Annotated in this window: 24 protein-coding genes, 1 tRNA gene and 2 pseudogenes; 10 read left to right on the top strand and 17 right to left on the bottom strand. The window is 29.2% G+C overall.

What is annotated here, in order from left to right; translation table 11 throughout:
- Window positions 1–215: 215 nt before the first annotated feature.
- The 3 genes from QZ306_RS09640 (at window position 216) to QZ306_RS09630 (ending at window position 4,995) form a co-directional block, all read left to right on the top strand.
- Window positions 216–1,202, top strand: coding sequence for a M28 family peptidase (locus QZ306_RS09640; protein ID WP_295163413.1), 987 nt, complete (start codon window positions 216–218; stop codon window positions 1,200–1,202).
- 181 nt (window positions 1,203–1,383) lie between these two features.
- A complete protein-coding gene (locus QZ306_RS09635) occupies window positions 1,384–2,082 on the top strand; it encodes a zinc metallopeptidase (RefSeq protein WP_295163412.1) in 699 nt (232 codons plus the stop codon).
- 138 nt (window positions 2,083–2,220) lie between these two features.
- Window positions 2,221–4,995, top strand: coding sequence for a TreP protein (locus QZ306_RS09630; RefSeq protein WP_295163410.1), 2,775 nt, complete (start codon window positions 2,221–2,223; stop codon window positions 4,993–4,995).
- A gap of 101 nt (window positions 4,996–5,096) precedes the next feature.
- On the opposite strand, the gene QZ306_RS09625 is transcribed toward QZ306_RS09630, so the two are convergent.
- From QZ306_RS09625 to QZ306_RS09610, 4 genes are all read right to left on the bottom strand, one after another.
- Complete coding sequence (locus QZ306_RS09625) at window positions 5,097–5,912, bottom strand: MetQ/NlpA family ABC transporter substrate-binding protein (RefSeq protein ID WP_295163408.1); 816 nt, start codon at window positions 5,910–5,912, stop codon at window positions 5,097–5,099.
- A 292-nt stretch (window positions 5,913–6,204) separates the two neighbouring features.
- On the bottom strand, window positions 6,205–7,998 hold the full coding sequence (locus tag QZ306_RS09620) for a methyl-accepting chemotaxis protein (protein ID WP_295163406.1): 1,794 nt from the start codon (window positions 7,996–7,998) through the stop codon (window positions 6,205–6,207).
- A gap of 64 nt (window positions 7,999–8,062) precedes the next feature.
- Window positions 8,063–8,137, bottom strand: a tRNA-Gly gene (locus tag QZ306_RS09615).
- Between the two features lie 434 nt (window positions 8,138–8,571).
- A complete protein-coding gene (locus tag QZ306_RS09610; protein WP_295163404.1) occupies window positions 8,572–9,180 on the bottom strand; it encodes a LemA family protein in 609 nt (202 codons plus the stop codon).
- A 204-nt stretch (window positions 9,181–9,384) separates the two neighbouring features.
- On the opposite strand from QZ306_RS09610, the gene QZ306_RS09605 reads away from it, so the two are divergent.
- The 4 genes from QZ306_RS09605 (at window position 9,385) to QZ306_RS09590 (ending at window position 12,401) form a co-directional block, all read left to right on the top strand.
- Complete coding sequence (locus QZ306_RS09605) at window positions 9,385–10,125, top strand: basic amino acid ABC transporter substrate-binding protein (RefSeq protein WP_295163402.1); 741 nt, start codon at window positions 9,385–9,387, stop codon at window positions 10,123–10,125.
- Window positions 10,126–10,152: 27 nt separating this feature from the next.
- Window positions 10,153–10,866, top strand: a complete 714-nt coding sequence (locus QZ306_RS09600; RefSeq protein ID WP_295163400.1) for an amino acid ABC transporter permease — start codon at window positions 10,153–10,155, stop codon at window positions 10,864–10,866.
- On the top strand, window positions 10,859–11,587 hold the full coding sequence (locus QZ306_RS09595) for an amino acid ABC transporter ATP-binding protein (RefSeq protein WP_295163398.1): 729 nt from the start codon (window positions 10,859–10,861) through the stop codon (window positions 11,585–11,587). Before QZ306_RS09600 ends, QZ306_RS09595 begins: the two co-directional genes overlap by 8 nt.
- A gap of 76 nt (window positions 11,588–11,663) precedes the next feature.
- A complete protein-coding gene (locus QZ306_RS09590) occupies window positions 11,664–12,401 on the top strand; it encodes a site-2 protease family protein (protein ID WP_295163396.1) in 738 nt (245 codons plus the stop codon).
- A gap of 18 nt (window positions 12,402–12,419) precedes the next feature.
- Here the strand turns inward: QZ306_RS09590 and QZ306_RS09585 are convergent, their stop codons facing one another.
- Genes QZ306_RS09585 through QZ306_RS09570 form a run of 4 tightly spaced genes read right to left on the bottom strand, consistent with a single transcriptional unit; the run spans window position 12,420 to window position 15,115 of the window.
- Window positions 12,420–13,316: a hypothetical protein gene (locus QZ306_RS09585; RefSeq protein WP_295163394.1), complete on the bottom strand. Its 897-nt coding sequence runs from the start codon at window positions 13,314–13,316 to the stop codon at window positions 12,420–12,422.
- A 16-nt stretch (window positions 13,317–13,332) separates the two neighbouring features.
- Window positions 13,333–14,406, bottom strand: coding sequence for a peptidylprolyl isomerase (locus QZ306_RS09580; protein ID WP_295163392.1), 1,074 nt, complete (start codon window positions 14,404–14,406; stop codon window positions 13,333–13,335).
- A 23-nt stretch (window positions 14,407–14,429) separates the two neighbouring features.
- Window positions 14,430–14,846: a DUF948 domain-containing protein gene (locus tag QZ306_RS09575; protein ID WP_295163390.1), complete on the bottom strand. Its 417-nt coding sequence runs from the start codon at window positions 14,844–14,846 to the stop codon at window positions 14,430–14,432.
- Window positions 14,847–14,851: 5 nt separating this feature from the next.
- Window positions 14,852–15,115, bottom strand: coding sequence for a YtxH domain-containing protein (locus QZ306_RS09570; protein WP_295163388.1), 264 nt, complete (start codon window positions 15,113–15,115; stop codon window positions 14,852–14,854).
- Between the two features lie 190 nt (window positions 15,116–15,305).
- Here QZ306_RS09570 and QZ306_RS09565 point away from each other — a divergent pair, with 190 nt between their 5' ends.
- A complete protein-coding gene (locus QZ306_RS09565; RefSeq protein ID WP_295163386.1) occupies window positions 15,306–15,818 on the top strand; it encodes a PaaI family thioesterase in 513 nt (170 codons plus the stop codon).
- Between the two features lie 203 nt (window positions 15,819–16,021).
- Window positions 16,022–17,014, top strand: coding sequence for a UDP-glucose 4-epimerase GalE (galE, locus tag QZ306_RS09560; RefSeq protein WP_295163384.1), 993 nt, complete (start codon window positions 16,022–16,024; stop codon window positions 17,012–17,014).
- 90 nt (window positions 17,015–17,104) lie between these two features.
- On the opposite strand, the gene jag is transcribed toward galE, so the two are convergent.
- The 5 genes from jag to rpmH form a co-directional block, all read right to left on the bottom strand.
- The gene (jag, locus tag QZ306_RS09555; protein ID WP_295163382.1) at window positions 17,105–17,809 is read right to left on the bottom strand and encodes an RNA-binding cell elongation regulator Jag/EloR; all 705 of its coding nucleotides are present in this window, start codon (window positions 17,807–17,809) and stop codon (window positions 17,105–17,107) included.
- Between the two features lie 53 nt (window positions 17,810–17,862).
- The gene (gene yidC, locus QZ306_RS09550; protein ID WP_295163380.1) at window positions 17,863–19,734 is read right to left on the bottom strand and encodes a membrane protein insertase YidC; all 1,872 of its coding nucleotides are present in this window, start codon (window positions 19,732–19,734) and stop codon (window positions 17,863–17,865) included.
- Window positions 19,735–19,821: 87 nt separating this feature from the next.
- Window positions 19,822–20,031, bottom strand: a complete 210-nt coding sequence (gene yidD / locus QZ306_RS09545; RefSeq protein ID WP_295163378.1) for a membrane protein insertion efficiency factor YidD — start codon at window positions 20,029–20,031, stop codon at window positions 19,822–19,824.
- 8 nt (window positions 20,032–20,039) lie between these two features.
- Window positions 20,040–20,384 (bottom strand): ribonuclease P protein component, encoded by a 345-nt coding sequence (gene rnpA, locus QZ306_RS09540; RefSeq protein ID WP_295163376.1) that lies wholly within the window; start codon window positions 20,382–20,384, stop codon window positions 20,040–20,042.
- A gap of 56 nt (window positions 20,385–20,440) precedes the next feature.
- Window positions 20,441–20,584: a 50S ribosomal protein L34 gene (gene rpmH / locus QZ306_RS09535; protein WP_014933193.1), complete on the bottom strand. Its 144-nt coding sequence runs from the start codon at window positions 20,582–20,584 to the stop codon at window positions 20,441–20,443.
- 220 nt (window positions 20,585–20,804) lie between these two features.
- On the opposite strand from rpmH, the gene QZ306_RS09530 reads away from it, so the two are divergent.
- Complete coding sequence (locus QZ306_RS09530; protein ID WP_295163371.1) at window positions 20,805–21,287, top strand: ATP-binding protein; 483 nt, start codon at window positions 20,805–20,807, stop codon at window positions 21,285–21,287.
- 44 nt (window positions 21,288–21,331) lie between these two features.
- Here the strand turns inward: QZ306_RS09530 and purN are convergent, their stop codons facing one another.
- From purN to QZ306_RS09510, 4 genes and pseudogenes are all read right to left on the bottom strand, one after another.
- The gene (purN, locus tag QZ306_RS09525) at window positions 21,332–21,901 is read right to left on the bottom strand and encodes a phosphoribosylglycinamide formyltransferase (RefSeq protein WP_295163369.1); all 570 of its coding nucleotides are present in this window, start codon (window positions 21,899–21,901) and stop codon (window positions 21,332–21,334) included.
- The gene (gene purM / locus QZ306_RS09520) at window positions 21,889–22,902 is read right to left on the bottom strand and encodes a phosphoribosylformylglycinamidine cyclo-ligase (RefSeq protein ID WP_295163368.1); all 1,014 of its coding nucleotides are present in this window, start codon (window positions 22,900–22,902) and stop codon (window positions 21,889–21,891) included. Before purM ends, purN begins: the two co-directional genes overlap by 13 nt.
- Window positions 22,903–23,056: 154 nt before the next feature.
- A pseudogene (locus QZ306_RS09515) lies at window positions 23,057–23,470 on the bottom strand (leucine-rich repeat protein); the annotation flags it as partial.
- 116 nt (window positions 23,471–23,586) lie between these two features.
- Window positions 23,587–23,954: pseudogene (locus tag QZ306_RS09510) on the bottom strand (hypothetical protein); the annotation flags it as partial.

Here is a 23,954-nt window from a genome sequence, read left to right as displayed (position 1 = left end):
CCCTAAAAAACAGCAGCATAATATTAACTTAGCATACAGTATTTATTATAATATATTTTAAAAAAAAGTAAAGACTAAATTTTTATAAAAAAATTCCGATACAAAAGTTTTACTATACAAAAATACATAAATCTGTATATTTTATTGACTTTTTGATAATATTAAATTAAAATTGATGGAAATACGCAATAAAAACAGGGTAATTATAAAAAAATATGAAATATATAACTATGATTTTTATAATAGCCGCAATGCTGTTATCCTCATGCGATAATGCAAAGGCTAATGATTATAAAAAAAGGCAGCGGGCAATAGAAATAAACTTTTATTTTAATGCTGATGATGCATATAATTATATAAAAGCTCAAACTGATTTAGGACCTAGAAACTACGGTTCGAAAGCTCATAAAAAAGTAAGAAATTTTTTTAAAGAAGAAATTTCAAATATGGGATATCAGGTATATTCTCATAATTTTGAAGCTCCCTATATAAAAGAAAGAACAGGAGAAAATATATATGCATTTCTAAAAGGAAAAACAGACGAATATATAATAATAACAAGCCATTTTGACAGCCGTTCTGTTGCAGAAAAAGATCCCATACAATTTAACAGAAATAGTCCTATAAGCGGAGCAAATGACGGAGCAAGCAGCAGCGGGGTTTTATTGGAACTTATGAAAGCTTTAAAAAACTATGATATGCTGCCTTACAGCGTATGCTTTATATTATTTGATTTGGAAGATGACGGAAATTTATTTGATGTGAAAGGAACTTCTTTAATAGAAACAGATTGGATACAGGGCAGCATCGCTTTTGTAGAGGATATAATATTAAAACAAAAAATCATTGATGAAAAAAAAATTAAATTCGGAATACTGCTTGATATGGTGGGAAGCAAAACAGCTAAATTCAAATATGAAAGCTTCGCTCATACATATTATTCGCAGATATATAATAATGTTTGGAAGTATGCGGATAATTTAGGATATGCCGAATACTTTGCAGATGATCATTACGGAGCTATAATAGATGATCATACGCCGTTTTTAAATGAAAGAATCCCTTTTATTGATATTATAGATATGGGATACCCTTTTCATCATACAAGCCAAGACACTATAGATAAGATAGATAAAAAAACTCTTCAGGCAGTAGGAGAAACTATTGAATACACAGTAATAAATGCTGATAAAGTTTATTAGCAATTAATACAAATTATACAAAATATAATTTAATAGATTTTTATATAATAAAAGCAGATGTATATGTAAAATAAAACTTAATAATTCAATGATTATTTATTTTACAATAAAGCTTTTAAAAATGTTATAATGGTCAAAATATTGAAAAATACTAATTATTAATTTTTTAAGGAGGTTTTTAATGTTTGAATATTATTTTGGATATATATGGATACTAATTCCCGGAATATTATTAGGGTTTTGGGCTCAGATGAAAGTAAAAGGAACCTATGCAAAATACAGCAGAATGGAAAATAAAAGAGGAATTACAGGAGCTCAGACTGCCAAATATATATTAGAAGGATACGGAATTAATATTCCTGTAGAAAGAATAAGCGGTACATTAACGGATCATTATGATCCTTCGTCCAGAGTTTTAAGACTTTCCGATGATGTTTATAACGGCACCGATGTTGCGGCTTTAGGAGTTGCAGCTCATGAAGTAGGACATGCAATACAGCATGACAGAGGATATGCACCTCTTTCCCTAAGAAACGGATTTTATCCTTTATGCGCTATAGGAAATCAATTCGGACCTTATTTAGTATTAATAGGCATCATAATAGGAGGAGCTGGAAGTTTTTCATATTATATAATGATTGCAGGCATTATACTTTTTGCTTTTGCCGTATTTTTCTCTCTTATAACATTGCCTGTGGAATTTGACGCTTCAAACAGAGCTATAAAGATACTGGATAATGGCGGTTTTTTAGACAGCGAAGAGCTTTACGGAGCTAAAAAAGTATTATCTGCCGCAGCTTTAACTTATGTTGCAGCCGCAGTTACCGCTGTACTTACATTATTAAGACTTTTAATGCTTGCTCAAAGAAGAAGAGATTAAAATTTATTTAAGAGGCGTTATTTTAAGTAATGCCTCTTTATTTTGTTTTGTAAAAATTTCTTGAACTTTATTCAATAATAATTAAAGCAAATATGATAATTTGCAAAAACAGAAAAGTATACTAGATGCAAATCGTTTATGAAAAAGTTTTTTATATTATTATTCATAATATTTATTTTCCGATTTAATATTTATGCTCAGATATTTAAACCGTTTAGAAAACTATATACTATACAAACGGAAAAGTTTGAAATCATTTTTCCTTTAGAATCCAGAAGAACGGCTGAAAATCTGGCAAAATCCGCAGACAATATATATAATAAATACTCCAAGCTTTTAAATAGCACCGTAGGAGGAAAAATACCTATAACTATAACTCCTGATATTAATATGTTTAATTCGGCTGCAATGATTATACCGTATTCCAGTTTAATACTGTATGATACAAATTTAGATGAAAATTTCACCAGCTACAGTAATAACTTTGAAAGCGTATTTATACATGAACTTACGCATCTTCTTTCGCTTGCTTCAGAGAATACGGGAATATCTTCAAAAGTAATGGGCAATTGGGCTTCATTTGTTCATATAAATGCCGTACCTTTTATGATGGAAGGAGCCCCTGTAAGTGCTGAAAGCTTTACAGGATTTGGAAGGGCAAATGATCCTTTAGTTAAACAGAGATTAAGACAGGATATATACGAGGGAAACTTCAGAACGCCAATTCAGGCATCTTATTTATGGACTAAAATACCTTATGGAAATGTTTATTATGAATACGGCGGTTTATTCTCAAAATATCTGCAGGAAAGATTTGGCATGCAAAAGTATAATGAGTTTTGGAAGAGAATGCAGACAAAACTTCATTTTTCATTTTTAGTTTATAATTCGGGTGTTTACGGAGCTTTCAGAAAAGTATATGGAATGAAGTTTATTGAAGTATGGGCTGATTTTCAAAATTATTTAGTATTAGCAAATATTAATCCAAGCGAAGATTTGAAAGTAAATGATAAGGAAACTTTTATTAATGATATTTATTCATATAATGATACATTATACTATATAGACGGAGATATCGGAGCATTATATTCTTATAGTGAAAAAAGAAATAATGAAAACGGTAAAAAAGATTTAAATCTTGAATTTTTAATAGACAGAAGCTCTGAGAGCTTGGACATATCTAAAAATACGGGCAATGCATTAATAGTTTCTTATACTTATAATGCGGGTCTTTACAGATATATTGTCAAAGAATATGATCTTAATAAAAAAAGAAGAACAAAAAGAAAATGGTTTGATATGCAGTATGCAAGATATTTCAGAGAAGGCATTATAGGAATATCAAAAGATCTGCATAATTCTATTTTAGTATATATAAACGAAAATAATGAAAAAGAAATACTGCTTCCCGCTAATGATAATTTCGGATATAGTTCTCCTACCGTAATAGATGATGATAATATAGCATTAATAGTTACGGAAAACGGCATTAAGCATATAGCCGTATTTAATTATATAAATAAAACATTAAAGTATATTGATGCAAAGGATAAAACTCTGAATTATGTAAGATATTTAAGATACTCAGGCAATAAGCTCCTCTTTTCATACAACAGCGATGACAGATTCTATAAATTAGGAGAAATAGATTTAAATAATAACAGTATGAAGCTTTATACAAAAGATTATTCGGGAGGCGTATTTTCTGCGGTATATGCTGGTGAAAATATCTATTACAAAGGAAGATTTTCTGAATATGACAGACTTATGAAATATAGCGACAATGTATATGCTTCAAAAAATTTTACATATACCGATAAAACAATTAATAAATATGAGTTTAAACCTCAGGCAGATATTAAAAATTATAATGCTTTTAAGTATATTAAACCTTGGGCTATGTGGGTTCCTCTTCCTCAGATAAATGACACATATCCTTTTATTATAAACGGGCTTGGCATATTATCGGTTATAGCTTCTCCTTCTATAGACAATTTAGCTTTGATTTGGATTGGTTATGACATACCTTCAAATTTTCTGCAGACTCAATTAGATATTTCTTCTTTTAGTATGCTATATCCTTTATACTTCGGATTTAAAAGCGATGTAGTATATTCTTTTTATAATTACTGGAGATTAAGCTCTTATCTTGCTATGCAGTTTATGCTTAATACCGAAAGCGATAAACTATATTTTTTATTAGAGCCTTCAATATCAGGATATTTATTTTCCGAATTTGTTATTCCTAATACAAATACATCAAGCGCATTCACTTGGAAATATTCTTCATATATTTTTAATCTTTCTCTTAAAATGTCAATGATATTCAGAGTAAAAACAGATAAGCCCTACAGAGATGATTTAGTCGATATCAGTCTTTACCATGTATATTCTGTAAAATATAATAAATTTGCAATAGATTTCAGCACTAAGTTTCAGACAAGATATATTCCTATAAGAGCTGGTTTTTACGGTTCTTATGCATTTGACAGTATTGCTCCATTTGACGGTTCTTCCATTATATTCGGAGGAAGAGAAGTGAAAGCTCCTGAAGAGTTTCATGCATATATTCAAAATAAAAGATATGAAAGCAATTTTCTTTTAGGCGGAGATTTTGAGCTTTTAGGGTATTTAGATTCTAATTTTAATTTAAGCCATATATATTTTGATAATTTATTTGCATCCATATCATACAGATATGCCTATTATTCAAAAGAATATATGCATTCCATTGCTTTGAAGACTGGAATTAATGCAAGCATACCGATAACTGGATATCAGAATATTGCTACAGGAGAGCCTTATATATTAGTAGCTTTGAGGCTTCCTATTAATATTGATAAAAATATTCTACGCAATTATCCAACTTTAAACGATATTTATATAGGTTTCGGACTTCAAATGTCTTGGTAAATGAATGCAGAATTAAAATAAAGCATTGGAAAATAGAACAAATTTATATATCATATAAAAAGCATGAGATTTTTTAAGTTCTCATGCTTTTATCATTATAATTATTTCCAAGCAGGAAGATAAGAACCTTTAAAATTTTCATTATAAACTTTTTCAACTATATCGGACTGATAAGCGGCAACTACTTTTTTATATAGTTCATTGTCTTTATCTTTAGTTCTAGCAGCTATTAAATTTACAAAAGATTTTCCGCTGTAAATAGAAGGATCATCTTTGAATATATAATCCGAACCGGGATTTAAATTAAAATCTATTGCATAGTTTCCATTGATAACGGCGCAAGCAACATCTGGAAGCACCCCGTAAATAGCTCCTGCGTCCATTTCCACGATTTCAAGATTAAGAGGATTTTCAATTATATCCATTATACTAGGAGTGTCTCCCGCCTCAGGTCTTACTTTAATAAGTCCTGCAGCCTGAAGAACTTTTAAAGCTCTTCCTCCGTTGGAAGGATCATTAGGTATGGCAACCTTATCACCGTTTTTTAATTCTTTAACATCTGTAATATTGGTAGAATAAATATTCATAGCGGATATATAAGTATCTGCAATAGCTGTAAGATCATATCCTTTATTTGATACTTCATCATCAAAATATGCATAGTGCTGAAAGGCATTCAAATCAATTTCACCGTCATTCAATGCCTGATTAGGTATAGTATAATCAGAGAAAGAAACCAATTCAACAGTGATTCCTTCCTGAGCTAATTTAGCGGCTATAGGATTCCAAATTTGATAATCAGACTCTCCTGCAAAACCTACTTTTACAATCTGATTATCTGATGAAGTTTTACCTCTGCATGAAGCTATTGATAATGATAATATCACAGCTGAAATTAATAATAAAAATTTTTTCATATTTTTTCTCCTTAAATAAACTTTATGATAGTTAATAAATTATATTATTAATAAACAATAATTTCAATAAAAATTATACGGATAATGCTTGTTTTTCTGTATTTTTTTGCATAAAGCCGTTTTTAATAAATCTTATAGTTACAACATTTTGCTGAGAAAATTAACTATTATAAGATGCATTAAATAATTAATTATATATTATAAAAATAAAAAAACTAAATATTAAACTTAAAGAATGCTATTATAAAATGATAAATAAAAAACTTTGGTCTTGTGAATGATTTATCATATTTTAATTAAGCTTAAAATATTCAAGCTCTGCATATACATTACGGGTACCATCAACAACTTCTCTTCCAAGCAAAACGCTGCTGCTTACCAAATCGGAGTTCTTACGATTAATATTATTTAATTCATTAATAGCGGCTGCAATCTCTTTGACGCTTCCCTCTTCTTTAAGCACATCATTGCGTAAATTCACAAGAACATCGGAAACTTCTTTAGCCGAGTTTTCTATATTAATAAGTATATTAAGAGAATGTTTTACGGATTCATCTCCTGTCTCTATCTTATCAACTGTGTTTTTAATTATATCGGTAATTTTTTCTGCAGCATCATTTACATTCTGCGCTAAAGATCTTATCTCGGAAGCTACAACGGCAAATCCTTTTCCCTGCTCCCCTGCTCTTGCAGCTTCTACTGCGGCATTAAGAGAAAGTATATTAGTTTGAAACGCTATGCTTTGTATAAGCTTTATTATATCCGATATCTCTTTGCTTGACTGAGATATATCAATCATATTATTAGAAATCTGAGTTACAGCTTCAACGCCTATTCTAGTTGAATCTGCAACTTTATTGCTCATATCTTTTACATCATTGGTATGATTTGAAGTTGCTGATATCGAGGAAAATAAATTCTCTATAGCCGCACTTATTTCCTTTATAGCGGCAGCCTGAGAAGATGTTCTATCCGATAAATTATCCATACCATTTGACATTTTATTTGTAGAATTATTTATTGAAGACATATTCATCTTTATTCCAGAAACTATAGACGATATTTTTTTCTGCATATCATTAACAGAATTAAGCAAATGGCCAGATTCATCTTTCAAGGCTAAATCATTTTTGTCAAACAAGCTGTTAAAATTACCGTCTTTCATTAAATCTATAATATTAATTGTATTTTTAAGAGGCTTTACTATCTTTCGAACTAATATCCATTCAATTAAAAGTATTATAATCATAACAATAAATACTGCCAGCATTAAAAATCTGAATTGTTTATGTACTATTGAAGCGTCTCCTTTAAATATAAGGAGCCAAGAGGCATTATCCGTTTTTTGTATAGAATACCATTTATTTCCGACTATTTTTATTTCGCCTATATGAGAATTAAGTCTGCCTTTAAATTTAGAAAAAATAGGATCTTTAAATAAATTATTATCTTCATTTAGAATATAATCGGAGTTTTCATGCGTAATGTATATGCCGTTGGAAGATACGATATAAAAGCTTCCTTCAAAAGTTTTTTTAATATTCTCCATAATATTATTCATATTTATAAAATCTATGGCAAATACTCCCTTCAATTTTCCATTAGTATATACAGCTTTGCTGAATGTAACTGTAAGCTTATTTACGGCAAAATCTATATACGGCTCACTTATAACTATATCATCGGAAGATAATGCATCTATATACCATTGTCTTTCAGTCTGATTATATGTGTGCGGATATTCTTCCAATGTGTTTATATATATTCCGCCTTCTGAATATGGAACAGTATCCCCGAAATACATATTTAAATATTCGTCATTAGATTTTTTTACATTTGTAATGAATTGTCCGAAAGTTTCTAAATTCGGATTTGCTTCCAAGTTATGGGCTATCAAATTAATTGTACTCTTTATTTCCTGTACATAGCTTTCAGTTTCAATTTTTGAGTTCAGAGCCTGAAAATACTTCTCATTCAGAAACTGAGATTTATATATAGGCTTATAAAAAATATAAAAAATTAAAAATGCAATAAATAAAAATACAGAAAAAATACTTAAGAATTTAAACATCAATCCTTTCTTCATAAATAAAAGTCCTGTAATATGCATTAATTAACTAAACGAAAATAATTTATAATTATTGTAAAAATGGAGCGGGCGAACGGAATCGAACCGTCATCTTTAGATTGGAAGTCTAAGGTAATAACCATTATACGACGCCCGCAGAAAATATAACGCTTTTATTGTTTAGGCATTATAACATAACTGAAAAATAAATCAATAGATATATTTAATTTTTTATGCTTAATAGACGCAGCTTCATATTAAAAAAAGAAATGCTTAAATGTAGCATATAAATTAAATATAACATTTTTTCTAAAAATATTATTTCAGAATCGGAAACTACACAATTAATATGAATATTTTTTATATATCATATCAAACATCATCTTTCCTGCATTATAGCATTCCGTAAATACATCTTCCATTACAGTAAAAGATATTATTCAATCTATTAACAAGCAATTTTTAACCATCTCTTAATATTATCTATATTTTTATATTGCTGTCATAGTATTTATATTATCAGAATATTTAATTTATTATTTAAAAGTAAAACTTACAATTTTTGCAAATATAGTTAAAAATTAAATAATACTATTGAAATATATACATAGTCTGTTCTATAATGTTGGTTCCAGTTTCAAATCTTAAAAATGGAAATTTTCCCATTATTCCTGCTATTATGCTTGAAGGCGGAGTTGTGGTAAGTTTATTATACTCATATACATGATCATTATATTGAGATATAGATTTCTTTTCATCTTCTACAATGGGACGCATTTCATTTAAAGCCGCTATATAATTCTGATTTGTTCTAAGAACAGGATAATTTCTTGCCGTATAATTAATCTTATTTATATTCTCTGTTATTCTAGCCTGAATATATTGATATTCCTGAAATGTTAAAGGTTTTTCTATCAATGTGCTGTCGGCTTCTACCGTTTTTATTCTTCTTATATAATTGCTTAAAGCATGCAATGTATATATATCTATTTTAGGTATAACCGATACAGCATTATAATAATTTTCGGAAGCTGTATTTTTTTTATAATATATATCTATTATTGCATTTAAAGATTCTCTTGATAATCTCTCTTCTTTTAGAATAGATTCTTTTATTGATGTGGTAGAGACTATCATAAATATGCTGATAGCTATTATATTAACTATAATAAATATTACCGCCACAGCAGAACCTCTCATTATGCCTCCAAAATATTTTTATATATGCAGAATTATATACTATTAATTTTTTTATTCAAATATATTTATAAAACAGCATATATGCTTTTATGTGATAAATATATCATTAAAACTGCCTTGACTTTTTAAAATTATTATATAGAATTATAATTTTTAATATTACTAAGATTAAATTATAAAAATAATAAAAAATAGGAGTATTTTATGTTTAAAAATAATGTTTTTTTAATTGTTATAGCTTTATCTTTAATTTTAACCGTTTTTATAGGATGCAAAGAGTCTGAAGAAAATAAATTATATGTGGGTACTAATCCCCAATTTGAACCTTTTGAATATAGGGAAGCAAATAAAATAGTAGGATTTGATATAGACTTAATTAATGAAATTGCTAAGCTTATAGGAATAAATATTGAAATTGTAGATATGAGCTTTGACGGACTTCTTCCCGCTTTAGAAGCTAAAAAAATCGATATAATAATAGCGGGTATGACTGAAACTGAAGAGAGAAAAAAATTTGTTAATTTCTCAGATTCCTACTACGATTCTAAGCAGTCAATTTTAGTAAAGGCTGATAATAACAATATAATATCTTTTGACAGCTTTACTGGAAAGAAAGTCGGTGTTGTGCTTGGATATACTGGTGATATATTGGTAAGCGAATTAGCCAATGTGGAAGTTCAGAAATTCAATGCATCATCAGAAACTATATTAGCATTAAAATCCGATAAAGTGGATGCAGTGGTGCTTGATTATGAACCTGCTAAAAATTATGCCGCTCAGAATCCCGAGTTAAAATTAGTTGAAACAGATTCTGTTATAGAACAATATTCAATAGCTATGAGAAAAGAAGATACAGAACTGCTTTCTAAAATAAATGAAGCTTTAAAAACCATAAAAGAAAACGGTACTTATGACGCTTTGATAAAAAAATATTTTGTAAAATAATATTATTTCTGTAACAGGTTTTATTTTATGCTGGAATATCTAGAGCTTCTTAAAGTAATATTTTTATCTAACGGAAGATATATATATATTATACAGGGATTAATATTTTCCATATCAACAACAATTCTTGCCACAATTTTCGGTATATTATTAGGTATTTTTATAGCCTTGCTTCAGCTGTCTGAATTTTATCCATTTAAAAATTCAAAAAAATTATCAAATTTTAATCCTTTATCAAAAATAGCATTTTGGTATGTTAATATTTTAAGAGGAACGCCTGTAGTTGTTCAGCTTATGATATGGGCAAATGTGGTTTTTGTTGATTCTTTAAGAAACACTCCTATACTTATTATAGCAGTTATTGCTTTCGGCATCAATTCTGGGGCTTATGTTGCAGAGATTATAAGAGCAGGAATACAGAGTTTGGATAAAGGTCAAATGGAGGCGGCAAGGGCTTTAGGTATGAACTACCCTCTTTCTATGAAATTAATTATAATACCTCAGGCTATAAAAAAAATACTGCCTCCCTTAGTAAGCGAGTTTGTAGCACTTCTTAAAGAAACTTCGGTTGTAGGTTTTATAGGAGGCGTTGACCTTTTAAGATCTGCAAATATAATTACAAGCCAAACATACAGAGGAGTTGAGCCTCTTATAGCTGTAGGCATTATATATTTTATAATGACTTCAATATTTGCTATGTTTATGAAAAAAGTGGAGGAGGGGCTTAGAGAAAGTGATTAAAATAAAAAATCTGCATAAAAAATTCGGTAAATTAGAAGTTTTAAAAGGCATAAATGTAAATATTGAAAAGGGAGAAATTATTGCCGTAATAGGTCCTTCAGGAAGCGGAAAATCTACCTTTTTAAGATGCATAAACAGACTTGAAGAACCTTCTTACGGGGATATCGTTATAAACGGAAAAGATATTATGGATAAAGACACCAATATCAATTTTATGAGGCAGGAATTAGGAATGGTATTTCAGCATTTTAATTTATTTCCTCATAAAACCGTTATGGAGAATATTATTTTAGCTCCTATAAAAGTAAAAAAACTTCCTAAAAATAAGGCTTTTAAAAAGGCGGTAGAACTGCTTAAACTTGTAGGGCTTTTGGACAAAAAAGATGTATATCCAAGCAAGCTTTCGGGAGGACAGAAACAGAGAATTGCAATAGCTAGGGCTTTGGCCATGGAGCCAGACATTATGCTTTTTGACGAACCTACATCAGCTTTGGACCCTGAAATGATTAAAGAAGTTCTTGATGTTATGATAGAGCTTGCTAAAAAAGGTATGACCATGCTTATTGTTACTCATGAAATGGGATTTGCTAAAAATGTTGCAACCAGAATACTATTTATGAATGAAGGACAAATACTTGAAGATGAAAAACCTAATGAATTTTTCTCTAATCCTAAGCATGAAAGAGTTAGAGAATTTTTATATAAAGTATTAAATCACTGATTTATAAAATTACCATCTTTAATAAAATCAGAATTTACAATATAAAAATTCTAATAATTAAAAGGAGAAATAAAGAATGGTTTATGATATATTTTCCAATAAACTTTCAATAGGAATTATATCTTATGCAGTATTTATTATATCGGCAAGCGTACATGAATATTCACATGCCAAAACCGCATATATGTTCGGAGATGATACGGCTAAAGATATAGGAAGACTTACTCTAAATCCTCTTGCGCATATTGATATATTGGGAAGCGTTATACTTCCTATAATAGCCGCAGTTACAGGAATACCCGTTATAGGCTGGATGAAGGCTGTTCCCGTTAATCCATACAATTTTAATAATTTTGAAAGAGATCAGGCTTTAGTATCATTTGCAGGACCTTTTGCAAATCTTATAATTGCATTTATATCTTTTACTGTAATGAAAATACTTACAATAACAACAGACGGCACTTTTTTAATATATAAAATTATAATGATTTTAGAACAAAATAATAATGCCTTTTTTAATTTACTTAATAAAGCTTTGCCTATAATTTTAACAATGCTTTTTATGTTTTATACAATAAATATAATGCTTATGTTTTTTAATCTTCTTCCTTTTCCGCCTTTAGACGGAGGCTGGATATTAAGATTCTTTTTATCTTCCAAAGGTAAAAACGCTTATGATAAAATATATCCTTACGGTTTTCTGATACTTTACGCCCTATTATTTTTCGGAATATTAGGAACTATACTTGCATTCATACAGACTATATCGCAGTATTTACTTGGAAAATCAATTAATATTATATTCTCTATTTAATTAATTTTCTATAAAAAATTAAAATTTACCATACCACCAATCCCATTTAGGAGAATAAAACATATACTCTATAGAAAAATTAAAAGTAGAGCTGTTAGGAACATTACCAGAACCCCAAACAATTTTCTGATAAGATACCGTCATATATAGAAAATCGGATATTGTAGCTTTGAACTTAACAAAAGGTTCTAAATATGTAAAGCTTGAATCTTTTCTGTAAGGAAATACATAAGTTATGCCCGTATATAATGTTATAAAAGGCGAGGTCACAATTTCTAAAGCTCCGATTAATTCACCTGTTCTTAAAATATCTTCTTTTAGATTATCTCTTGTATCTAATGTATAAGCAAATAAAAAGTTAAGAGGTATTACTTTAGGAATTCCAGCAAGCATTATAGTGGCATATATATTAAAAGGATCTTTATTTTTATGAGAATAGAAATGATTACTTTTTAAAAAACTATAGCTTACCCCAACCTCAACACCTACTGATAAATACCAATCTAAAAGAGTGGCTTTAACAGAAGCATTAATAGAATCAAAATTAAAAATATCCGTCATATTTGTTGCGCTTGTAATATCATTTCTGAAGTCCTGTCTTTGATATGTAAAACTCGCAGACATATCTATTTCTAAATATTTAATAGGTCTTATACTGAAATAAGGCATAAATGTAAAATATAAATCTCTTCTGCTTATATTCTGATTATAAGGATCTAATGTATAGAGCTTTCCGCCTTCAAACCAAGAGTTATATTCTGAAAATATTCCGCCTATTCCCGCCGAAAACATTTTATTTTTTTCTATTAAAGGTGATAAGTCAAAACTATAATCATTCTTTCTTGCAAAAGATATCTGATAAAAACAAAATAATATAAAAAAGATAAAATATATAATTGATAATCTATTTTTCATAATATCGGCAAAACAATTACTTGTTCTTTAATAAATCAAGATTCTTTTCTATATTATATCTGTATCTTAAATCGGTAACTAATATTTGATATTCCTGCTGAGTTTTAGCCTCAATTACAATAGTTTCAAGTGCCTTCTGAGCGTCCGCATAAGGCAGAGAATCTATATTATACATTTTTCCGTATTGTTCATAAGCTGAATTTATCTCTTCTTCAGTAGGCTTAGGTATTGACGATCTTATGGTTTTATCTATATAATTTGCCGTAACAGCACTTCTTGTTAAAAAATTTTCTATAGCCTTAGCCTGCAATGTATCATAAAAACCAGTTTTTTTAGCTTCATACATCATAATTTCACGGGCTACAAATGCCTTAAACATACCGTCTCTAGCCTGTATTCTTAATGCCGCAGGTATATTCGCTCCCGCCTGCTTTATAGATTCATTAAACATATTGTTAAAATCGGATAGAGGCACTTCAGTATCATCTATAGTTATGCATGGATCTGAGGCTGATGAATATTTTATATTATAATTAGTTTTAGCAGAAGCTATAATTTTATCGTATTCATTACGCATACGCTCCTGCAAAATAGTAGTTTCTATTTCCATAGCAACCTGTTCATAAGTTACATTAGGACCCAAAGATGCCTGAATTCTTGCTCTGTTATTATTAAAAAATCTTCTTTTTTCCTCATCGGAAACAACTGCAAAATCATCTGAGACTTTTTCCTGCATATAAAGCTGAGACAATTGATTATCCCTTTCTTTAGATATTAAACTTACAATCTCTTCATCTTTATCATAACCTTCATCAACAGCCTTCATATATACAAGCTCCTGTTCTATAATCTGAGAAGCAAATTGCCATAACTGAAAATCATTAGTAAGAAGCAAATTAATAGCCTCTTTAGGCGCACCTCTTAGAATAGTAAGGTTTGATATTTCGGACATGCAATCTTCAACCGTCATAAGTTTTTTGATATTTCCCTGAGCATCTCTTATTCTGATTACCCAATTAGTATCCTGAGAATATAAAAAAGAAGAAAATAAAATTACGGAAAAAAGCGAAACAAATATTTTTTTTATCATACTAAACAAATCCCAATCATAAATCAATAATCCTCATAATCATCGTCATCATTGTTTGTAAATCTATCTCTTTTTTTGTTTTTACTTTTAAATAAAGAAACTATGGATTTAAATATATTAATAATGCTGAAACCGCTAGATATATCATTAGTCATTATACTGAAATTATTAATGCTGTTGGATAAACTGTTAAAAGATTCATGTATATTATCCAATGTGCCTTTAACTTTAACGGTTCCATCATTCACCATACTTGTAATGCCGTTTATTTTTTCACTAATAGATTCAACATTTTCAAGTATTCTGTCAAATCTATTAGTAAATCTGAAATATCCAGCAAGCATAATAAAAAATATAGCTAATGCCAATATTAATACTGAAATAGCTATAAATGCTAAGGATATAGCCATAACATTAATCTGAAATGTAATATCTTGCATTGTATTTATTCTGCCGCTTCTTCAGAAGATTTTTTCTTTCTTTTCTCAATAAAATCGCTGGTTTTTTCTTTTCCCTTTTCAACCATTTCTGAAGTCTTTAACATACCTCTATGATACATATCATCAACTTTATATTTGATATTATCCACAGTTTCTTTAAGATCTTCTCTAGTCTCTTCTCCTGCTTTTGGTGCAAATAAAACACCTAATGCAACTCCAGCTGTTAAACCTAATAAAAACGAAAACATACCTGATACTTCTTTAGACATAACAATATCCTCCTAGTTACATAACTTATTTTCAATATTAAGTTTAATTTACATTTTTGTCAACTAAACAAAATATTTTTATTTATATATAAAACTGATAAATAAAGAAATGGTAATATTGTTTTTTTATATTAAAATATTAATATATATTATTAAAATTAAAGCAGATTTTTAAATAAGGATTTTTTTTATGGAATTAAAAGTATTGAATAAGCAGAGTAATTCAAGAATGTGTATGGTATGCGGATTAAAAAATGATTTGAGCCTGAAAGCCGAGTTTTATGAGCTTGAAGATAAATCATTATGCGCATTAGTAACTTTTAAAGATGTTCATCAGGGATACCCTTCAAGAGTTCATGGCGGAATACTTGCGGCTATTTTAGATGAAACAATAGGAAGAGCTATGATGCCTTATACGGGAGAAGATAAATGGGGCGTTACTATGACGCTTAATTCAAAATACAAAAGACCTGTACCTATTAATGAACAAATAAGAATAATAGGAAAAATAACTTCCGGAGACGGAAGAATATTTGAAGGAAAGGGATACATACTTTTAAATGATGATAAAGTGGCTGTAACGGCTAAGGGCACATATATATGCATGGGATTAGAAAAAATAGCAGAGATGGATCCAAATAATGAAGAGGATTGGTTTGCAGATAAAAAAGATACTGACCCTAAAATAATAAATCTCCCTTAAAATTATAATTTCTTATTATTGCTAATAAAAATTGTTCGCTTAAAGTTTCTGTCATTCTTGCGAATGCCAGAAGCTCGCAATTTTTATAATTTAATCTTAACAATATTTAAAAATTATAATTTATTAAAAATAATTCTTTGACTTTTTTTATAATTTAATTATACTGTAAATATAATAATTTTTCTAATTCGGAGTGTTAGAATATGGCTGTTTTAGTATGCGGAGGAGCAGGATATATAGGCTCTCATGTAGTTAACGAACTTTTAAAACAAAATATAGAAACTGTTGTTGTGGATTCGCTGGAATACGGACATAAAGATGCCGTAAAAGACTGCAGCAGTTTTTATCATGGCAATATAGGAGACAGCGTTTTACTTGATAAAATTTTTAAAAGTCATGATATTGATTCAGTAATGCATTTATGCGCCTATATAGAAGTTGGAGAAAGCGTTAAAAATCCGGCTAAATATTATTATAATAATGTATCTAATTCAATAAATCTGCTTAACTGCATGCTTAAGGCAAAAATAAAGAATTTTATATTTTCATCTACAGCAGCGGTTTACGGAGAACCTGAAAAAATACCTTTGGAAGAAGAATGCCGTAAAGAGCCGTCAAATCCTTACGGAGACAGTAAACTGGCATTAGAAAAAATACTTTCTTGGTATTCTAAAGCTTATGATTTTAATTATACGGCTTTAAGATATTTTAATGCATCAGGAGCACATCCCAACGGACATATAGGCGAAGACCATAGCCCTGAATCGCATTTAATACCTCTTATACTTCAGGTTCCTTTGGGAAAAAGGGAATCTATAAAAATATTCGGTGATGATTACCCTACTCCGGACGGCACCTGCCTAAGAGATTATATACATGTATGCGATTTGGCTTTGGCTCATATTGCCGCTATGAACTATCTGAAAAAAGGCGGTAAAAGTGTTTCGTGCAATTTAGGAAACGGAAACGGATTCAGCGTAAAAGAAGTTATTGAAGTGGCTAGAAAAGTAACGGGGCACCCTATACCTGCAGAAATTTGTCCCAGAAGAGCGGGAGATTCATCAGAGCTTATAGCAAGCAGCAAAAAAGCAAAAGAAATTTTAGGATGGACTCCTGCTATAGATTCATTGGAAACAATAGTTCAAACCGCTTGGAATTGGCATAAAAATTACCCGAACGGATATAATGACAGATAATTTTTTATTAAAACGATGAAAGATGTTCATAATATATTATGAACATCTTTTTTATAATTAATATAATTACAGATTTAAATAATATCAATATTATCTGTTTCTGTAATATGATTTATTATAGCCGCTTCTGTCATTATATCTTTTGCTGCTGTATCCGCCTTTTCTCTTTGAATATACTTTAACGCTTCTGTATGGAGGCTCACCGTCGCTTTTAGTTTCAACATCCTGATCATTTTGCAATTCTAAATGTATAATTCTTCTTTCATAAGGCGACATAGGATCCAAAGACACAACCCTTCTGGTTTTTTTAGCCTGCTGAGCAGCCTGACGGGCAATATGCTTCAAAGTTTCTTCCCTTCTTTCTCTATAGCCGTCAACATCTAATATAATATGTCTTTCAGCGTCATCATTAAATTTTTTAGAAGCTATTAATGAAATGATAAACTGCAAAGCTTCTAATGTTGCGCCTTTCTTGCCTATTAAAACGCCGGAATCCTGCGTAGAGATATTGATGTAAATTCTTTTTTCGCTTTCTTCTTTGGCATTAACTTCGGCTTCAACACCCATATATTTTAATATATTAGATACTATAGACTGAAACTCGCCTAAATTTGTGGAAATTTCTTCATAATAAACTCTTATAATAGTAGGAGACTCTTCCCCGAAACCTAACAGCGTTCGCTTGCCTTTATCTATTACCTCAATTCTAACCTGATCCTCTGTAAGATTAAGCTCTTCAAGTGCCTTATTAACGGCTTCTTTTTCTGATTTAGCGCTAAACTCTTTTACTAACATAAATATCCTCCTTTCTATATGATAAGCAATTTTTTAATTTGCTAATAATAATTTTACTTCTTTTTTCTTCTTTTCTTTTTCAATGTCTGTCTTACAGCATTTTTATTAACAATTTTGCTGTTATTAAGCTTATCCATTTTTGCGGTTATAAACTGCTGAATAACACTGAATACATTCTGTGCTGTCCAATATAAAGCAAGTCCGCTTGCAAAATTATAAAACATAATCAGCATCATAAGCGGAAAAATAGCAGTCATCATTTTCATCTGAGCAGCTGCGGATCCTCCTCCCGCTGAAGATGAAGGCTGCAGTTTCATACTTAAATAACTGGTAACAGCCATCACTATAGGAAACAAGTTGAAATTAAATCCTCCTATTATCGGAATACCCTGAGGAAATACAAATAATTTATCAGGAGAAGAAAGGTCTGCAATCCATAAAAACGGCGTATTTCTAAGCTCCACCATAGACTGCATGAGATAGAAAAAGGCTATTAATAAAGGAAAAGGCAGAAGCATAGGCAGACAGCCTCCTAAAGGATTTATCTTCTCCTTTTTGTATACAGCCATTATTTCAGCATTAAGCCTATCAGGATTATCTTTATACTGCTCTCTTATTCTTTCTATTTTAGGATTGACTAACTGCATCTTTTTCATAGACTTATACGATGCATTGTTGAGCGGAAAAGTTACTAATTTAAATAGGAAAGTAAAAAGAAGTATAGCCCATGCATAATTTTTTGTAATATTATATAAAGCATTAAGTATAACATCTAATATATATGTTAAAGGTCTTAGATTAATTCCTAGGAAAGACTCCTGAAATATGGATTCATAAGATTCTTCTAAATAATATTTTGAAAAAATATTTCTGGCTTTAGGTCCTATAAATACCGAATAACTGTCTGTAACCGAAGATCTGCCCGCAATAGTATGTTTTGATACTAAATTAGCAAGATGAAAATCGTTTCTGTATTCATTGGTTGAAGGTTTTGAAAATGTCATAGTTTCAAAAACCGCGCTGTTAGACTGTGCGGGCGAAGATATTATTGCAAAATATCTGTTGTTTAAGGCAGCCCATTTATCCTCTCCTTCATATATATTATATTTTAACTGATTAGTTTTAATCTCTCCTGAAGAAGAACCCAATCCGAATAATCTTGAAAATATATTATCCTTTACTATATCGCCTGTTAACAATATCTTAGATTTTCCGCTTCCTTTTATTAAATACTGAGCCTTTGTAGCGTCCTCTCTTACTGCATTTTTATCGGTTCTATAGGGTCCTATTCCAGTACCTAGAAAGTATGAATAAAACATAGGCAGATCTTTTTCGCTTAGATTCTCTATAGAAACCGAATTTGTTAATTGATAAGGATCTTCTCCGAAAGCAAAAGTTTTAGTTATTCTTATTTCCGAGCCGTCAATAAATGCATTTGCACTATAAATAACATTATCATTATTTTCTTCCTCTATCAGCCTATAATACAAGTTTTCGGGTATGGCTATAGAATTTGAAAGATTCTGAAAAGTTACAGTAAAAGGATATATATTTTCATAAACCTGCTCTACCATATCTATAATTTCGTTAGTATTATTTTTACCTAAATCCTGAGGATGATAATTTTTTAATTTATATGAGTAAAGCGAACCGTTTTTAAAAACAGCTACAACATATTCATTTTCTATAGTTTTTTCATTATTAAACTGCGTGTCATTATTTTCTGCTTTCGTTATTTTCTGCATCTGATCAGTATTTAACATATTAGTTTCCGCCGATTTTACATTATCAACTGCAGCATTAGAATTTGTATTTATATTATTATTATAAACAGGCTTAACTATTTTAGCTTGATAGAACATATATAGAAACATAATTATACCTGAAAGTCCTATCGCTATAAACATTCTTTTATTACTGCTCATACACTATTAAAGCTCCTTAAATAAATATTACAACAAAAAGATTATTCAAACAATTAAAACCGAAGGACAGTACAACATATAAAAATATTATGGTACAGGATCATATATTTTTTTTGCTAGAGGATTGCATCTAAGTACTCTGGTAAATGCAAGAAAACTGCCCTTTACAGCACCATATTTAATAACAGCTTCTTTAGCATATTCCGAACATGACGGTATATATCTGCATGAAGGTTTTAAATAAGGCGACACTGCTCTTTGATAAAAAAAAATCAAAAGTAGAAGAATATTTTTCATAGATATAATTAAACCTTCTGGAATAATTTTAACAAATCTCTTTTGCAATCATTAAATAAAGGAAATTTATAATTATCAAATCTATTAACTATAATAAAATAATCATATCCGATAGGAATTTTATCTTTTTGAGTTCTGTATATCTCCCTGACTATTCTTTTAACCTTATTTCTGCATACCGAATTAGTTCTATTTTTTTTTATAGTTACAGCAAATCTGGAATATAAACGGTTATTTTTCAAAAGCAGTATAGTATATCTTGAATTATATATCCGCCTTATGCTGTTATTCTTATCAAAAAATACTGATATATCATTTCTATGCTTTAACCGCTCTTTACTATATAATTTCAAATAATATTCCCCGCAAAATTTTTCTATATGTACTGATTAAAAATCACTTAATATTTTTACTCGTCTGCTGAAGTTAAGCGGTATCTTCCCTTTCTTCTTCTGCGTTTCAAAACATCACGTCCATGCTTAGTTGCCATACGCTTAAAAAATCCGAATTTTCTGGCACGGCGTAACTTACTTGGCTGATAAGTTCGTTTCATATATGGTCTCCTTAAAGATTATATTTCTTTAATTAATCTCTAATTAAAAAAATTATATAAATATACTGGATTATTTTACTACATAAAGTTTATTTTGTCAAGCATACAAAATACTATAGAAATACAATATATATTTTGTCAAATTTACACTGTTTGTATATATAAAATGTATGAGTTATAAATTTGATATTATACTATTTAATGATATAATAAAGCTAAGATGAAAAAATACATACTTGAGAATAATTTAGAAGATATTACATCATTAATAGAAAACATATTATTGGAAATAAGAAACTATATACCGAATGATGAGAAAGATTTATTTTCAGCGGCATTATACGAAGTTATTATGAATGCCATAGAACATGGAAATCTCAATATTTTATATGAAACCAAAAAGGAATGGCTTAAAAAAAATATTTACCATTTAAAATTAAATGAGCTTTTAAAAACAGAAAAGGCAAAAAATACGCATGTTGAATTATATCTTAATATAGAAGACGGAAATATTACTATTATAGTTAAAGATCAAGGCATAGGATTTAAACCGAAACAGCAGACAAAAATAATTAATGAAGATGGATTTGCCCGTGAAAGCGGCAGGGGAATTATGATGATTAAATCTTATTTTGATGAAGTTAAATTCAATAGAAAAGGAAATATTATAACCTTAGTAAAGATTATAAAAAAAGAAGAATAGTTTTTCAAATATATTATAATATGCAAATAAGCTGATAAATATAATTAGACTTCAAAATCCTCAGACAATTTTTTTACTGTAAGAGGCAGTATTTTATGTTCCTGTTCTAAAACTCTTTTCTGCAAAACCTGAGGAGTATCATTTTCTTTTACTAAAACCTTAGCCTGCATTATAATATCGCCTCCGTCTATAGTATCGGTAACATAATGCACGCTGCATCCAGATTCATTTTCTTTATTTGCAATAACAGCCTCATGAACATGGATTCCGTACATTCCTTTTCCACCGTATTTAGGAAGAAGAGAAGGATGTATATTAATAATTTTTCTCTCCCATTTTTTTATAAAATTACTGTCAGCTATGGATAAAAAACCTGCCAATACTATTAAATCTATATTTGAAAGCTCCTCATCTATTCTTTTAAATAATTCATTTTTATATATTTTTTTATCTATAATGATGGCTCTTATTCCAGCATTCTCAGCAATACTTAAACCTCCGCAGTTTCTGTCTGCAATAACAATATCTATTTTGTAATAATTATTATCCTGAGATTCTATTAATGATTTTAAATTACTCCCCCCGCCTGAAATTAAAACTGCTACTCTAAGCATATACCGCTTTTATCCTCATTATCATTTTTAGTTATATATCCTATATCATAGGAATCTTCATTTTCAGATTTTAAATCATTTATGATATGCTTCTTATCCTCTTTGGAAGCTATTATAACGAATCCTATGCCCATATTAAAAGTATTATACATCTCTTCTTCTTTAATATTTCCAATATATTTAATATAATCAAATATATTAGGAGTATTAAAACTGCTCTTATTTATTACGGCTTTATATCCTTTTGCAATAGAGCGCGGAAGATTTTCTATTAAACCGCCTCCCGTAATATGAGCCATTCCCTTAATATTATATTTTTCAAGCAAAGGCAATACTTTTTTAACATATATTTTAGTAGGAGTTAAAAGAATTTCCCCTATTCTTTTTTCCTCAAATAAGGCATTATAATCGCATACAAGCTTTCTTATAAGAGAAAATCCGTTGCTGTGAAATCCTGAAGAAGCAATGCCTATAACAGCATCGCCCTCTGATACATTAGATCCGTCAATAATTTTATCTTTTTCTGCAACGCCAACGCAAAAACCTGCAATATCATAATCTCCTTCTTTATAAAAACCAGGCATCTCGGCAGTTTCTCCTCCTATCAAAGCAGCTCCAGCCTCCTTACATCCGTCGGCAATACCTTTTACTATTAAGGCAGCCGTTTCACTATTTAATTTTCCGCATGCTAGATAATCTAAAAAGAAAATAGGCTTAGCACCATGACAAAGCACATCATTAACGCACATAGCAACAGCATCTATTCCAACCGTATCATATTTTTTCATAGAAAAAGCTATTTCTAATTTTGTACCTACTCCGTCCGTTCCAGATACCAATACAGGATTATTATATTTTCCAAGCTCATACATAGCAGCAAAGCTTCCTATATTATTAAGAACATTACTATTCATAGTTTTATATGCAGCTTCCTTCATAAGAGAAACGGCTTTATATCCTTCTTCTCTGTTTACTCCGCTGTCTTTATAAGAAACACTCATGATGATTTACCTTATATTTTTATGAATTTTTAATTTATGAAAATAATGCTTAAGTATATCAATATTTTTTATATTTACAAGAAAAATTTTTATTTAATATTACTAAATAATTATATAAAAATAAAAAATATATATGTATTTTATTACCTAAACTCTATCTGAGAATTTCATTAATATCAAACTCGCCTTTGCAGTATGCCTTTTTATAATATTCCTTAGGCCAGCTGAAATTATCAAGCTCATGTCTTTCAATATTCGGCAGGTATAAAATCAGTTCATTTGTAGGAGCTTGATAAAATGCATTTCCCAAAAATATAATATTTTTATTTGTATCTCCGTAATATACAATTTTAGTAAGATTTGAACAATAAGCTAATGAATTAGTACTAAATCTTTCAAATGCTTTGTTTACAACTAAAGTTTTTAAATTTGTAGATAGCATTAAACAATTATTATCCAATATTTTTAAGGCATTTCCTAAAATTAATATTTCAAAAGAACTATTAGAAAAACAACCTGGATAACATGTTTCAACAGAATCTGGAATTTTTAAATATTTTATTTTACTGTTTTCAAATGTACCTAATTAGTTAAATTTATGCAGTTTTTAAACATATAATTCGCAGACAGCTTAAAATCATAAGGCAGTCTTATTGCCGATAAATTAGTTAATCCTGTAAAATTCTATTGATTATGAATATCCAAATTATTTGTCTTTGTCCAATTTGTGCAGTTTTTTAAATCCAAATATATTAATCTGTCTGAATTACTTATATAGCTTTTTATAATATTTAATTTATTTAAATCTATATTTCCTTTAAAGCAAAGCATATTATAAGGATTTCTATCTAAATATTCATTCATTTTATTAGTTAAATCATTTTGGTTTATTATAGATAAATCTATATAATCTCCATACAGATAATAAGAATCCTTATAATTCATATCCGGGCTTAAAATATTTTTATTGCAGGAAATAAAAGAAATAGAAATTAAAATAATAAAAATAGTTTGTTTTGCTCTGATTATTTTAATAAAATTTTTATGCAATG

The sequence above is a fragment of the uncultured Brachyspira sp. genome (genome assembly GCF_910588665.1).
GTDB lineage: Bacteria > Spirochaetota > Brachyspiria > Brachyspirales > Brachyspiraceae > Brachyspira.
The sequence above is the reverse complement of the archived record's forward strand: the minus strand, read 5'-3'. Positions and strand labels throughout refer to the sequence as shown.

Bases quoted from the DNA above. Each gene is read 5' to 3' on its own strand.
- QZ306_RS09640 (WP_295163413.1), top strand. From the start codon at position 216: ATGAAATATATAACTATGATTTTTATAATAGCCGCAATGCTGTTATCC.
- QZ306_RS09635 (WP_295163412.1), top strand. From the start codon at position 1,384: ATGTTTGAATATTATTTTGGATATATATGGATACTAATTCCCGGAATA.
- QZ306_RS09630 (WP_295163410.1), top strand. From the start codon at position 2,221: ATGAAAAAGTTTTTTATATTATTATTCATAATATTTATTTTCCGATTT.
- QZ306_RS09625 (WP_295163408.1), bottom strand. From the start codon at position 5,912: ATGAAAAAATTTTTATTATTAATTTCAGCTGTGATATTATCATTATCA.
- QZ306_RS09620 (WP_295163406.1), bottom strand. From the start codon at position 7,998: ATGAAGAAAGGATTGATGTTTAAATTCTTAAGTATTTTTTCTGTATTT.
- QZ306_RS09610 (WP_295163404.1), bottom strand. From the start codon at position 9,180: ATGAGAGGTTCTGCTGTGGCGGTAATATTTATTATAGTTAATATAATA.
- QZ306_RS09605 (WP_295163402.1), top strand. From the start codon at position 9,385: ATGTTTAAAAATAATGTTTTTTTAATTGTTATAGCTTTATCTTTAATT.
- QZ306_RS09600 (WP_295163400.1), top strand. From the start codon at position 10,153: ATGCTGGAATATCTAGAGCTTCTTAAAGTAATATTTTTATCTAACGGA.
- QZ306_RS09590 (WP_295163396.1), top strand. From the start codon at position 11,664: ATGGTTTATGATATATTTTCCAATAAACTTTCAATAGGAATTATATCT.
- QZ306_RS09585 (WP_295163394.1), bottom strand. From the start codon at position 13,316: ATGAAAAATAGATTATCAATTATATATTTTATCTTTTTTATATTATTT.
- QZ306_RS09580 (WP_295163392.1), bottom strand. From the start codon at position 14,406: ATGATAAAAAAAATATTTGTTTCGCTTTTTTCCGTAATTTTATTTTCT.
- QZ306_RS09575 (WP_295163390.1), bottom strand. From the start codon at position 14,846: ATGCAAGATATTACATTTCAGATTAATGTTATGGCTATATCCTTAGCA.
- QZ306_RS09570 (WP_295163388.1), bottom strand. From the start codon at position 15,115: ATGTCTAAAGAAGTATCAGGTATGTTTTCGTTTTTATTAGGTTTAACA.
- QZ306_RS09565 (WP_295163386.1), top strand. From the start codon at position 15,306: ATGGAATTAAAAGTATTGAATAAGCAGAGTAATTCAAGAATGTGTATG.
- galE (WP_295163384.1), top strand. From the start codon at position 16,022: ATGGCTGTTTTAGTATGCGGAGGAGCAGGATATATAGGCTCTCATGTA.
- jag (WP_295163382.1), bottom strand. From the start codon at position 17,809: ATGTTAGTAAAAGAGTTTAGCGCTAAATCAGAAAAAGAAGCCGTTAAT.
- yidC (WP_295163380.1), bottom strand. From the start codon at position 19,734: ATGAGCAGTAATAAAAGAATGTTTATAGCGATAGGACTTTCAGGTATA.
- yidD (WP_295163378.1), bottom strand. From the start codon at position 20,031: ATGAAAAATATTCTTCTACTTTTGATTTTTTTTTATCAAAGAGCAGTG.
- rpmH (WP_014933193.1), bottom strand. From the start codon at position 20,584: ATGAAACGAACTTATCAGCCAAGTAAGTTACGCCGTGCCAGAAAATTC.
- QZ306_RS09530 (WP_295163371.1), top strand. From the start codon at position 20,805: ATGAAAAAATACATACTTGAGAATAATTTAGAAGATATTACATCATTA.
- purN (WP_295163369.1), bottom strand. From the start codon at position 21,901: ATGCTTAGAGTAGCAGTTTTAATTTCAGGCGGGGGGAGTAATTTAAAA.
- purM (WP_295163368.1), bottom strand. From the start codon at position 22,902: ATGAGTGTTTCTTATAAAGACAGCGGAGTAAACAGAGAAGAAGGATAT.